This is a genomic window from Acidipropionibacterium thoenii DSM 20276 (genome assembly GCF_000423445.1).
In the GTDB taxonomy this organism is placed as follows: domain Bacteria; phylum Actinomycetota; class Actinomycetes; order Propionibacteriales; family Propionibacteriaceae; genus Acidipropionibacterium; species Acidipropionibacterium thoenii.
On the sequence record NZ_AUHZ01000012.1, the window covers coordinates 45,127 to 57,810 of the forward strand.

The window sequence follows — 12,684 nt, forward strand, 5'->3', positions numbered from 1 at the left end:
TCGAACCGTCCGATGCCGGGCCGATCCGGCCGGTGATCCCCGCGGGTAGCATGTCGGCCATGTCCGCTCCCGATCGCGCAGCCGCTGCCGGCAGTACCCGTCGGCCCTCGGAGCGGCAGTGGCCACGGAGCCTCGGCTCCCAGCACTCGATGCCCGAGCCCGATTCGGGCGGCTACCGGATGACCGCCCTGATCAGCGCGCTGGTGGTGCTGCTGCTGGTGATCGCGATGGCATTCGTGCCGGTGCCCTTCGTCAGCTGGGCTCCCGGGCGTACTGTCGACGTGCTCGCGCAGACCGACCAGGGCAGGCCGATCATCCAGGTCTCCGGGCTGACCACCCGCAGCAGCCGCGCCGACCTGCGGATGACCACTGTCTCGGTGACCACTGTGGACGGTCGGTTGAGTCTGTTCGAGGCACTGGCCTCCTACTGGCTGCCGAACCGCGATGTCCTCCAGCGCGAGGCGATCTATCCCTCCGGGCAGTCCCCCGACGAGGTGCGCGCTGCCGAGGTCCAGTCCATGGACACCTCCCAGCGCGATGCGGTGGTGGCAGCACTTCGGGCAGCCGGCCAGCCCGTCACGGAGATGCCGATGATCGAGGCGGTGACGGTCGGCGGCCCGGCTTACAACACCTTGGTGCCGGGCGATCTGGTGCAGTCGGTGGACGGTACCGATGTGCAATCGGTGGCCGATGTCCAGCGGGCGATCCGCAAGCACCGTGCCGGGGATGCCGTGGCGATGGTGGTGCTGCGCAACGGCGCCACCAAGAACGTCCAGGTGGTCACCTCGGCGTCCCGCACCGACCCGAAGATCCCGATGGTCGGCGTCAGCCTGGCCACCGGCTACCGGTACTCCCCGACAGTGACCTTCGGGGTGCCCCCCAGCATCACCGGGCCCAGTGCCGGACTGGTGCTGTCACTGGGGGTCTACGAGACCATCGCCAGCACCGATCTGCTCGGGGACCTCAATGTCGCCGGCACCGGGGAGATCTCCCCCGACGGCACCGTCGGGGCCATCGGCGGCATCCACCAGAAGGTCGCCGGGGCCCAGCGCGACGGGGCGAGGATCTTCCTGGTCCCGGCCGCCAACTGCCAGGACCTGTCGGGGGTGTCGACCCGGATGACACTGGTCAAGGTGTCCACTCTCAAGGACGCCATCTCGGCTCTGCAGAAGCTTCGCCAGGGCACCGACGCCAAGGAGATCCCGCATTGCTAGACACGACTCCCCGCTGCCCGGAGGGGACACCCGCCGGCTCCACCCCCGACGACAGCGTGCTGGTCGCCGCCCTCACCGAGATCGACCGGTTCCTGGGTACCGAGGCCTGGGGCCAGCCGGCTCGGCTGTTCGCCCTGGTGCCGACCTGTGAGCTGGTGGCCGCCGAGCCCTCGCTGGCCGGCCAGCTGGCGGCGGGATCACCCGACTCGCTGTCCAGCATCGAGCAGGAGGGATTCGTCGCCGGGGACCACCTGGAGCAGGCGCTGGCCTCGATCGCCTGGCCGGCCACCGTGCACGGCGCGGCGATCAGTGTGGAACGCACCTTCCTGCCGGCCCAGGAGGAGGCGGGGATCCCCGAGGACCCCGAGCAGGCTGCCGCCTATGTGGCCGCCCACCCACGTCGGCAGGATCTGCGACTGGTCTGTGGGGCGATGCGCAACGGTGTGCACTACGGGGTGGCGAGGGTGCTGGATCATCCCGACGACCTGCTCGGCGGCTCAGACCTGGCACCCTCCCTGGAGGCCGCGCTGCTGGCCACCTTGAACGATGAGGGACCGACCGGCGATCGCCCCGGCACGGACACGACGGAAGGCGGACCACAGTGAGCGCGTCCAGACCCTTCCCCCGCCGGGTACCACCCAGACTGCCCTCCAGACCCCGGCGCGGTGTGCTCATCGCGATCGTGGTGGTGATCGGCCTGGTCATCGTCTGGTCGATCGCCTCGACCATCACCACCGATCTGCTGTGGTTCACCGCCATCGGATATCGCCGCGTCTACCTGATCCGGCTGCTGGCCGGGGTGGCGCTCTTCCTGGCAGGAATGCTGCTGGTCGGTGGCGGAGTCGCCGTCAACATGATGATCGCGCTGCGGCTGGCCGGCGGCGCCAGGGCCGACCGGAAGGTCGGCTCGGTGAGCTACCAGGGTTTCATGGTCTCCCACCGGCGTGCCGTGATCCTGACTCCAGCGTTCTTCGTGGGGCTGCTGGGCGGTAGTTCCTGCGCCGCCCAGGCCGCCACCATGCTCGCCTGGTGGAACCGCACGCCGACCGGCACCAAGGACCCCTACTTCGGACTTGACACCTCGTTCTACCTGTTCAGCTATCCGTGGCTGCACTTCCTGACGAATCTGCTGATCTCGGTGGTGGTGCTCAGCCTGCTGAGCGCCCTGGCGGTTCACCTCGCGGTGGGTGCGGTGACCGTCACCGTTCCCGCCGTGCTCACCCCCGGCGGGACGGCGCGAGCCCGTCGGCAACGGTCTCGACTGCTCACCGCCGGGGCCAGGGCTCATCTGTCGGTGCTGGTGGCCATCGGTCTGGTGCTGGTGGGGTTGTCGAGCCTGTTGGGCCGCTACGGGCTGTCAGTGGCCCAGAGCCCGCTGTTCACCGGAATCGGTTACACCGCCGACCACTACCGGACCACCGCCAAGATCATCGTGGCGGTCATCTCCTTCCTGGTCGCGCTGCTGTTCCTGGCCAACGCGAGGCTTCGTCACTGGGGGGTGCCGAGTGTCGGGATCGTGCTGATGCTCATCGCCACGGTGATCGTCCAGGGCATCTATCCGGCCTTCATGCAGCGCTTCTCGGTGACCCCGGACGCTCCTGACAAGGAGCGTCCCTACATCGCCAACAACATCGCGGCCACCCGATCGGCCTTCGGCATCGCCGGCACCACCGTCTCCGACTACGCGGCGAGCACCACCGCCAGCGCCGGCCAGCTGAAGTCCGATGCCGAGGCCGTGCCATCCATCCGACTGATGGATCCGGCGGTCATCGGGCCCACCTTCGAACAGCTCCAGCAGGTGCGTGGTTTCTACTCCTTCCCCAGCACCCTCGACGTCGACCGCTACCGGATCGACGGCTCGATGACCGATGCCGTGGTGGCGGCCCGCGAGATCGACCTCAGCGGTCTGACCGACAAGAGCTGGAACAATGTGCACACCGTGTACACCCACGGCTACGGGCTGGTCGCCGCCTACGGCAACCGGCGGCAGGCGTCCGGGGAGCCGGAGTGGCTGGCCCGCGACCTTCCCACGGTGGGAAAGCTCACCGCCACCCAGTCGCGCATCTACTTCGGGGAACGTGCCTCGCAGTATGTCGTGGTGGGTTCGGCTCCGGGAACCGCGCCGGTCGAGCTCGACACTCCCGGTGGCGGCAAGGCCGACTCCGGGGGGGAGAGCAAGACCACCTACAGCGGCAAGGGCGGGGTGTCGATCGGCAACTTCCTGGTGCGCGCCATGTACGCCACCAAGTTCGCCGACATCAACCTGATGCTCTCGGACCGGGTCAGTGCGCAGTCGAAGATCCTTTACGACCGCACCCCCCTGGAGCGGGTCACCGAGGTCGCCCCCTGGCTGAAGGTGGACAGCGACCCGCTGCCGACCCTGGTCGACGGGAGGCTGGTGTGGATCGTCGACGGGTACACCACCTCCAGCAATTACCCCAACTCGACCCGGGTGGACCTGCGCCAGGCGAGCAACGACTCCACATCCCAGCAGCGGCAGAGCCAGCCCGACCAGCAGATCAACTACATCCGGAACTCGGTCAAGGCGGTTGTCGACGCTTATGACGGCACCGTTCAGCTGTATGCCTGGGACTCCTCCGACCCGATCCTGAAGACCTGGCAGAAGGTCTACCCGGGCACCGTCAAGCCCCGCTCGGCGATGTCGGCCGAGCTGCTGGCCCATGTCCGGTACCCCCAGGACATGTTCAAGGTCCAGCGTCAGATCCTGGGCCGGTACCACACCACCGATCCCGACACCTGGTACCAGCGCAACGACCTGTGGCAGACCCCCGCCGATCCGGTCCGCGCCAGCGCGGGCAGCCAGCCGCCCTACTACCTCACGATCCGCTGGCCCAACGAGACCAACCCGGTGTTCCGCATCACGACGGTGATGGTGCCCTACAAACGGGAGAATCTTGCCGCGTACATCTCGGTCGGCTCGGACGCCACCAAGTCCGACTACGGCAGGATCCGGGTACTGCGGATGTCCAGCTCGACCCAGATCGACGGGCCGAACCAGACCGCCAGCGCCATCACCTCAGACACCACCGTCTCGGCCAAGCTGCTGCCCTACCAGAACAAGGGGTCGGCGAGCGCCAGCCTCGGCAATCTGCTCACCCTGCCGGTCGGCGGGGGACTGCTGTACGTCCAGCCGATCTACGCCCAGCGGCAGACCGGTTCGGGCGGCTACCCGGTGCTGAGATTCGTGGCGGTCCGGTTCGGAACCCATGTCGGTATCGGCAGCACCCTCCAGGAGTCCCTCGACCAGGTCTTCGGGGGAGACGCCGGTGCGCAGACCGCCGAGACCCAGGACTCCAACGGGTCCGGCCAGTCGCAGGGCTCGACGGCCGCCACCACCAGGCAGGCCAGGGAACTGCTGAGCCAGGCCCAGAGTGCCTTCACCGCCGCCGACAAGGCACTGCAGAATGGCGACCTCGCGGAGTACCAGAAGCAGGTCGACAGGGCCCAGGACCTGGTCTCCCAGGCCCTGAAACAGGTGAGATGAGTCTCCCGCCGGGTGGTGGCCCTCGCGCATAGGGTGGGTCCATGACACCCGGTGATGTGCACGAGATCCCACTGACCGACCAGATCCGGCTGCTCTCGGGCGCCGACGACTGGCACACCGAGTCGGTTCCCCGGATCGGCCTGCGGGCCCTGAGGCTCTCCGATGGTCCCAGTGGGCTGCGGGTGCCCGACGACCACGGCGGATCGCTGCCGGCCACCTGCTTCCCCGGAGCCGCAGTGCTGGGTTCCAGCTGGGACCGTGAACTGCTCGGCGAGGTCGGCGGGGCGCTGGCGGCCGAGGCCGGTGTGCAGGGGGTCGATGTGATCCTCGGGCCGGGGATCAACATCAAACGTCATCCTTTCGGCGGCCGGAACTTCGAGTACCTGTCTGAGGATCCGCTGGTCTCAGGAGAACTCGCGGCAGCGGTGATCAACGGAATCCAGGGTCGGGGGGTCGGCGCCTGCGTCAAGCACTTCGCCGTCAACAACCAGGAGACCCTGAGGCTGTGCGTCGACGCGGTGGTCGACGAGCGGACTCTTCACGAGATCTACCTGGCCGCCTTCGAGACGGTCGTCGCCAAGTCCCATCCGGCGGCGGTGATGGTCTCGTACAACCAGATCAACGGCGTCGCCGCCACGACCAATGCCGCCCTGATCGGCTCCCTGCTGCGCGGACGGTGGGGATACCGCGGTCTGGTGATGAGCGACTGGTGCGCGATCTGGGACCGGGTCGCCTCGCTGGATGCCGGGGTCGACCTGGAGATGCCGTCGAGCCACGGCGCCTTCGACCGATCGGTGGCTGCTGCGGTGCGCGGCGGGCGGCTGTCGGCCGATGCAGTGGCCAGCTCGGCCGCTCGGGTGGCGGCACTGGCCGATCGGATCAGCCCGCCGCCGGTCCACGAACTGCCGGTCGCCGAGCATGACGCACTGGCTCGTCGGGCAGCCGCCGCGGGCACCGTGCTGGCCGCCAATGACGGCGTCCTGCCGCTGGCCGCCGGCTCCAGGGTGGCCGTCATCGGTGCCTTCGCGGTCCGCCCGCGATTCCAGGGATCCGGCTCCTCCCAGGTCAACCCGACCCAGGTCAGTGGACTGCTCGAGGCGCTGGCCGGCAAGGAGGTCGAGGTGCGGTACGCCCGCGGCTACGATCCCGAGGACCACCGCACCGACGCCGTGCTGGTCGCCGAGGCCGCCGAGAGGGCGGCCGAGGCCGATGCCGCGGTGGTGATCGTCGGCCTTCCGGAGGAGATGGAATCGGAGGGATACGACCGCACCGCCCTCCAGCTGCCCGCCCAGCACGACGCGGTGGTCAGAGCCGTGCTGGCTGCCAACCCGCACACCGTGGTGGTGGTCTGCTCGGGCTCGCCGGTGGCACTGCCGTGGGCCGACAGGGCGGCGGCAGTGCTGCTGGCCGGGCTGGGCGGCCAGGCCGGCGGGGCCGCGCTGGCCGACATCCTGGTGGGGGACGCCGAGCCCGCGGGACGCCTCGCCGAGACCTGGCCGCATGACCTGAGCGAGGTGGCCTCCGATCCGTACTTCCCCGGTACCGGCTCGATGGTGCAGTACCGGGAGGGCGCGGCGGTCGGTTACCGGCACACCACCACCGAGGCGATCACTCCGGCGTTCTGCTTCGGTCACGGGCTGTCCTACACCAGCTTCGAGTGGTCCCGGATGGCTCTGGATGCCACCGATATCGGCGCCGGAGAGGGGTTCTCGGTCACCCTCACGGTGGCCAACACCGGGACACGGGCCGGTTCCGACGTCGTCCAGGTCTATCTGGCAGACCGCACCGGGGTGACATCGCGACCGCGTCGCTGGCTGGCCGGGTTCGCCAAGGTGAGGCTGGAACCAGGGCAGTCGCGCCGGGTCGAGGTCGAGGTGTCATCCCGCGAGCTGGCTTTCTGGGACACCGAGGAGCACGACTGGCGTGTTCCCTCCGGGGCATTCAGCGTGGAGGTGGCACGCTCCTGCCAGGAGATCGTCGAGGTGATGGAGCTGCGGGTGGCCGACGGAGTCGACCATGCCCCCGAACGTGCCTGGACGCCCTTGGTGGCTGCCTCCGACGAGTCCTTCGCCGCGCGGCTCGGCCGGCCGGTGCCGAGCGTTCCGCCGGCCCGCCCGTTCACCGCGGCCTCGGTGCTCGGTCAGACCAGGGCTCACCCGGTGGGAGCGGCGGTGCACGCTGTGATGGTCCATCGCTGTGTGGACGCCCAGGCCGATCCGCGACTGCGCCGGATGATGCAGCGCTCCGTCGACGAGCTGCCGCTGCGCAACCTGCCCTCGATGTCGGGAGGGCTGGTTCCGGTGGAGGCCGTTCCGCTGCTGGTCGACGTCCTCAACGGCGCTCCGGACGCCATTCTGCGACGGTCCCTGGGCGGCGTCGGCGATCTCGGCAGGGGGTTGTTCGAGAGGGCCAGGTCGATCCTCACACGGTGGGGCGGACCCCAGGACTAGGCCACTGTGCTGCAGACAGGAAGAAGGTCCCGGCTCCATGAGGAGCCGGGGACCAACCTGTGGTAGCGGGGACAGGATTTGAACCTGTGACCTCTGGGTTATGAGCCCAGCGAGCTACCGAGCTGCTCCACCCCGCGTCGGCCTTGTCGACCATACCCGGCGACCCGGGCCAGGACAAGAAGAAGGTCCCGGCTCCTCGAGGAGCCGGGACCAACCTGTGGTAGCGGGGACAGGATTTGAACCTGTGACCTCTGGGTTATGAGCCCAGCGAGCTACCGAGCTGCTCCACCCCGCGTCGCAAGAGAAAACACTACCTGAGTGGTCATTCACAAGCAAATCTGCGGAGGACGCGGCCCTCGGCGCGACGGCGCATACCACCGGCGGCAGAGGTTCCCATCGTGTGAGACGACCCCTGCGGGCTCCCTAGACTTGGGCGCCATGAAGGCACTCCTGCTCGAGAACATCCATGACGAGGCCGTCAGGACTCTACGATCCCAGGGTTACGATGTGGAGCGCCTCAGCAAGGCGCTGGGCGAGGACGAACTCATCGAGGCCCTCGACGGTGTCGACCTGCTGGGGATCCGCTCGCGCACCGGAGTCACCAGGAAGGTCATCGAGGCCCGCGGTCAGTCCCTCACCGCGGTCGGCGCGTTCTGCATCGGCACCAACCAGATGGATCTGCCCGCGCTGGCGGAGGCCGGCGTCGCAGCCTTCAACGCCCCGTACTCCAACACCCGCTCGGTGGTGGAGCTGGTGATCGGTGAGATCATCGCACTGGCCCGACGACTGGGGGACCGCAACACCCAGATGCACAACGGGGTGTGGCGCAAGTCGGCGGTCGGATCCCACGAGATCCGCGGCCGCAAGCTCGGCATCGTCGGTTACGGCAATATCGGCTCCCAGTTGTCGGTGCTGGCCGAGGCGATGGGCATGCGGGTCTGGTTCTACGACAAGGCCGACAAGCTTCCGCTGGGCAATGCCCAGAAGTGCGACTCCCTGGAGGAGCTGCTGCAGACCGTGGAGACGGTCAGCATCCATGTCGACGGGCGCAAGGACAACATCGCGCTGTTCGGTCCCGCTGAGTTCGAGATGATGCGGCCGCGTTCGCTGCTGATCAACTGCTCGCGCGGCAGGATCGTCGACATCGACGCCCTGGTGGAGAATCTGCGTACCGGCCACATCGCCGGAGCCGCGCTCGACGTCTTCCCCTCCGAGCCCAGGTCCGGCGACGAACCCTTCATCTCCCCGCTCACCACTCTCGACAATGTCATCCTCACCCCCCATGTCGGCGGCTCCACCCAGGAGGCCCAGGTCGATATCGGTCGCTACGTGGCCAACAAGCTCATCGACTACACCGAGAACGCCTCGACCAGCATGAGCGTCAACCTGCCCGACATCACGCCGGCCCCGGTAGTGGGCACCCGGATCGGGCACCTGCACCGCAACATTCCCGGTGTGATGGCCCACCTCAACCGGTTGGTCGCAGACCACGGCGGCAATGTCGTCTACCAGGCACTGGCCACCCGCGGGGAGTACGGGTACACGGTGCTCGACATCGCCGAGACCGATCGTGGCCTGCTGTCGGATGTCGCCCACCTGGAAGGGACCATCCGCGCCCGGGTGCTGTGAGCCGTCTGCGGCACGCTCAGCTGGGACGTACCGCCTCGAGGGCCCGGTCGTGCAGCAGACCGTTGCTCGCCATCGCATTGGGGCCCCAGGGCCCGTCGGCGCCGTCCAGGGAGGTGAACCGGCCCCCGGCCTCCCTCACGATGACATCCAGAGCGGCCATGTCGTGCAGGTTGAGGTCTGGCTCGCAGGCCAGATCGACGACCCCCTCGGCAACCAGCATGTAGGACCAGAAGTCCCCGAAGGCCCGGGTCCGCCACACGGTGCGCATCAGTTCGCCGAAGCCGTGACCGCGGCCGGCCGCCACCCAGCCGCCCAGCGAGGAGTAGGACAGGAAGGCGTCCTCCAACCGCGATACCCCCGAGACGTGGATCGGGCGGGCCTTCAGCAGTGAGCTGCCGGTCCAGGCCCCCGACCCCTCGGCCGCCCACCAGCGCCGCCGCAGCGCCGGAGCCGAGACCACCGAGGCCACCACGTGGTCCTCGACCGCCAGTCCGATCAACGTCGCCCAGACCGGCACCCCGCGCACATAGTTGGCGGTGCCATCGATCGGGTCGACGATCCAGCGGCGAGGGCCATGCCCCGAATCGGGCCTCTCCTCACCGTGCACGGCGTCCCGGGAACGGCTCTTGGACAATGTGCGACGCACCGAGTCCTCGACTGCCAGGTCGGCGTCGCTGACCTCGGTGTGATCGGGTTTGGAGGAGACGTGCAGATCAGCGGCCTGGAAACGTGCCATCGTGATGGAGTCGGCGTCGTCGGCCATCACATGGGCCAGTCGGAGATCATCGGTGTAGTCGGTCATGGTCCCACGCTAGTGACTTGAGGCAGACCATGGCCCTGGTGTCCACGACTCACCCCGTGGGGCCGGGCGGTGCCCGCACCGGCCGGTTCGCCTCCCGCCGGATTCGCGGCGGGGCTCAGCGGGTGGTGCGAGCGGCATCCAGCCTGCGGAAGGAGTCCAGCCGTATCGGTGAGATCTCGGATCGTGCCAGTGCCTCGTCGAGTCCGCAGTCCTGCGCACCGGCGGTGTGCGGGCAGCCGCGAGGGCAGTCGGCGGTGAACCGGTCCAGATCCGGGAAGGCCGCCAGCACGTCCTCGGAGGTGACATGGGACAGCCCGAAGGATCGCACCCCGGGGGTGTCGATGATCCAGCCCCCGCCGGGGAGCTCGAGGGCCACCGCCGAGGTGGAGGTGTGGCGTCCCCTCCCCGTCACCTCGTTGACCTGGCCGGTGCGCCGGTCCACGCCGGGCACCAGAGCGTTGATGAGGGTGGACTTGCCCACCCCGGAGTGGCCCACCAGCACGGTGGTCCGATCGGCCAGCAGTTCGCCTACCGGCGCCAGGTCGGAGCCGGGGGAGCGGGTCACCACCGGAACCCCCAGCGGCCGGTACATCGCGATGAGGTCATCGGCGGGAGCGAGATCGGCCTTGGTGAGGCAGAGCACCGGATCGACCCCTGCCTCATAGGCGGCCACCAGGATCCGGTCGATCATTCCCACCCGGGGTGGCGGATCGGCCAGCGCGGTGACGATGAAGATCTGGTCGGCATTGGCGACGATGGGACGTTCATAGGGGTCGGTGTCATCGGCGGTGCGGCGCAGCACAGTGGCCCGCGGCTCGGTCTCAGCGATCCTGGCAAGACTGCCCTGGGTGCCGCTGACGTCCCCGTCGAGGCGCACCCGGTCCCCGACGATGACGGCCTTGCGCCCCAGCCGGCGGGCCTTGGCGGCGTTGACATCGCGTCCCTCCAGCCTCACCCGGCAGCGTCCCCGGTCGATCGCCAGCACGGCACCAACCGGCAGTTCGGAGTAGTCGGGACGGTTCTTGGTTCTGGGCCGGGTGCGCCGAGGCCGTCCGAAGGCCTCCTCGTCGTTGGTGTCGACCCCTGAGGAGGCCAGTCGGCGTGGGCTCATCGGGGGTCTACCAGCCCGAGCCACATCGCCGGAAACCGCGGCATCGTCTTGGAGGTGCAGGAGATGTCGTCGAGGAGGACGCCGTCGGCCACCAGGCCGATCAACGCCTCGGCGTGGGCCATCCGGTGATCGGCATGACAGCACACCACCCCACCGTGCAGCTCTCCCGGTCCGTGTCCCTCGATGACCAGGCCGTCGGCGATCTGGCGGATATCCGCTCCCAGAGCCGACAGCTCGGTCTCCAGGGCGGCGAGCCGGTCGGTCTCGTGGCCACGGATGTGAGCGACGCCGTGGATCTCGGTGCGGCCCTCGGCCAGCACCGCCAGGGCGGCCACCACCGGGGTGAGCTCGGAGGCCTCGTGCAGGTCGATGTCGGCGCCGTTCAGCCGCCGGGGCCCGGTGACGGTGACCGTCTGTTCGCTGAGGTCGACAGCGGCCCCCATCAGCTGGGCGATGTCGAGGAAATCCGCCCCGGGCTGGGTGGTCCGGACGGGCCACCCGGGCACGCTCACCGATCCGCCGGTGGCCATCGCGGCCGCCAGGAACACTGCGGCATTGGTGAGATCGGGTTCCACGGTGGCATCCAGGGCCGCGACGGGTCCCGGGGCGATCAGCCAGTGATCGGCCTCGGGGGTGTCGACGTGGACGCCGCGTTCGGCCAGCATCTGGCAGGTCATCTGGATGTGGGGGGCCGAGGGGATCGAGGGGCCGACATGGCGTAGGTCCAGACCTCCGGGGTAGCGAGCACCCGAGAGCAGTAGAGCTGAGATGAACTGGCTGGATCCCGAGGAGTCGATGGTCACCCGGCGGCCCGTCAGCCTCTGGGGCACATCGAGGCGGAACGGCAGCTGATCGGCGTCCGCCCTGACCCCGAGCTGGCGCAGGGCATCCAGCACGGGAGCGACCGGCCGGGCCGAGGCGGCCGGATCGCCGATGAAACGGGTCGATCCAGGCGCCAGAGCGGCAGCCGCCGGCAGGAATCTCATCACCGTCCCGGCCAGGCCGCAATCGATGGCTGAGGTCGCAGCATGCAACTGATGGGGTGGCAGCACCCTGACCCGACCCGGCGCCAGATCCTGGAAGCCGACACCCAGACCGGCCAGGCCGGCCCTCATCAGCTCGGTGTCCCGGCTGTCGAGCACCCCGTCCAGGTCACTGGGGCTCTGGGCCAGGCCGGCCAGCAGCAGGGCTCGATTCGTCTGGGACTTCGAACCGGGTACCACCACACGGCCGCTCACCGGGCCACCGGCCCGCGCGGCCGACCAACCGGTGGCAGTCGAGGAGGGCTCAGGCACCGATCTGCTTCCGCACCTCTTTGGTCGCCTTGGTGGCCTTCTTCTGCAGCTTCTTCTGGGCCTTCTGCGCCTTCTTGGAGGCCTTCCCGCCCAGGTCGCGGGCGTCATCGGCGATCGCCTGGCGACGCTGCTCGGCACGCCACCCCAGACTGGGATGTCCGGCGGTGTCGCGGGAGGCCATCATAGCCGCTCCCAGCAGGGCCACGTTGCGCAGCAGGACACGGCGCTGAGCGGCGCGGTCCTGCTTGGGCAGGGTCTTGTCGGGAAGCGAGGCGAGCACGTGAGGAACCATCGTGAGGGCAACCGATGCCGCACCGACCCGGCGCAGCAGTCCGGTGGCCATCCCGACGCCGCCGACCAGCTGGGCAGCGCCGGTGAGGCGGACCAGGGACTTGGTGTCCTCGGGAAGCCTGGAACTCACCGCCGCCGGCAGGGAGCGCTGCAGCAGCGGGAGCAGCCGGTCGGCAACCGGCTCGGCATCGGCGACGAAGGAGTCCGGCTTCAGCGCCGAATTGGCTCCATTGACGATGAAGTAGCTTGCGAACAGGGTTCGGCCCAGACCACGAATGATGCTCATGACTCCATTAGTACCGTCTGAGGGGCACCGGCGGAAGCAGATCCGGTCAATCCATGGACTTCTCTGCCTGCATCGCGGGCAGTGCCGGGGGAATACTGGGA

9 protein-coding genes and 2 tRNA genes are annotated in these 12,684 nt (G+C 68.9%); 5 read left to right on the top strand and 6 right to left on the bottom strand.

Annotated features, from left to right (window positions below; genetic code table 11):
• The first annotated feature begins 59 nt into the window (after positions 1 to 59).
• Genes G554_RS0105310 through G554_RS0105325 form a run of 4 tightly spaced genes read left to right on the top strand, consistent with a single transcriptional unit; the run spans position 60 to position 7,169 of the window.
• Positions 60 to 1,214: a YlbL family protein gene (locus G554_RS0105310; RefSeq protein ID WP_245569956.1), complete on the top strand. Its 1,155-nt coding sequence runs from the start codon at positions 60 to 62 to the stop codon at positions 1,212 to 1,214.
• Positions 1,208 to 1,819: a PPA1309 family protein gene (locus tag G554_RS14885; protein WP_051232505.1), complete on the top strand. Its 612-nt coding sequence runs from the start codon at positions 1,208 to 1,210 to the stop codon at positions 1,817 to 1,819. Before G554_RS0105310 ends, G554_RS14885 begins: the two co-directional genes overlap by 7 nt.
• Entirely contained in the window at positions 1,816 to 4,719 is a 2,904-nt protein-coding gene (locus G554_RS0105320; RefSeq protein ID WP_084648332.1) for a UPF0182 family membrane protein, read from the top strand. Before G554_RS14885 ends, G554_RS0105320 begins: the two co-directional genes overlap by 4 nt.
• Before the next feature lie 41 nt (positions 4,720 to 4,760).
• Positions 4,761 to 7,169 carry a beta-glucosidase gene (locus G554_RS0105325; RefSeq protein ID WP_027587092.1) on the top strand — a complete coding sequence of 803 codons (2,409 nt, stop codon included), beginning with the start codon at positions 4,761 to 4,763 and terminating at the stop codon, positions 7,167 to 7,169.
• Positions 7,170 to 7,229: 60 nt separating this feature from the next.
• Here G554_RS0105325 and G554_RS0105330 read toward each other — a convergent pair.
• Together G554_RS0105330 and G554_RS0105335 are read right to left on the bottom strand one after the other, a co-directional pair.
• A tRNA-Met gene (locus G554_RS0105330) sits at positions 7,230 to 7,306 on the bottom strand.
• 81 nt (positions 7,307 to 7,387) lie between these two features.
• Positions 7,388 to 7,464 (bottom strand) — tRNA-Met (locus G554_RS0105335).
• Between the two features lie 134 nt (positions 7,465 to 7,598).
• Between G554_RS0105335 and serA the strand changes: the two genes are divergently transcribed.
• A complete protein-coding gene (gene serA / locus G554_RS0105340; RefSeq protein WP_281167946.1) occupies positions 7,599 to 8,798 on the top strand; it encodes a phosphoglycerate dehydrogenase in 1,200 nt (399 codons plus the stop codon).
• A 16-nt stretch (positions 8,799 to 8,814) separates the two neighbouring features.
• On the opposite strand, the gene G554_RS0105345 is transcribed toward serA, so the two are convergent.
• The 4 genes from G554_RS0105345 to G554_RS0105360 all read right to left on the bottom strand — a co-directional run bounded on the left by G554_RS0105345 (position 8,815) and on the right by G554_RS0105360 (position 12,583).
• Positions 8,815 to 9,600: an inositol monophosphatase family protein gene (locus G554_RS0105345; RefSeq protein ID WP_027587094.1), complete on the bottom strand. Its 786-nt coding sequence runs from the start codon at positions 9,598 to 9,600 to the stop codon at positions 8,815 to 8,817.
• A 115-nt stretch (positions 9,601 to 9,715) separates the two neighbouring features.
• The gene (gene rsgA, locus G554_RS0105350) at positions 9,716 to 10,711 is read right to left on the bottom strand and encodes a ribosome small subunit-dependent GTPase A (RefSeq protein ID WP_027587095.1); all 996 of its coding nucleotides are present in this window, start codon (positions 10,709 to 10,711) and stop codon (positions 9,716 to 9,718) included.
• Positions 10,708 to 12,006, bottom strand: a complete 1,299-nt coding sequence (gene aroA / locus G554_RS0105355; RefSeq protein ID WP_027587096.1) for a 3-phosphoshikimate 1-carboxyvinyltransferase — start codon at positions 12,004 to 12,006, stop codon at positions 10,708 to 10,710. The genes rsgA and aroA overlap by 4 nt, the downstream gene beginning before the upstream one ends.
• Entirely contained in the window at positions 11,999 to 12,583 is a 585-nt protein-coding gene (locus G554_RS0105360; protein WP_027587097.1) for a DoxX family protein, read from the bottom strand. The genes aroA and G554_RS0105360 overlap by 8 nt, the downstream gene beginning before the upstream one ends.
• Positions 12,584 to 12,684: the final 101 nt, after the last annotated feature.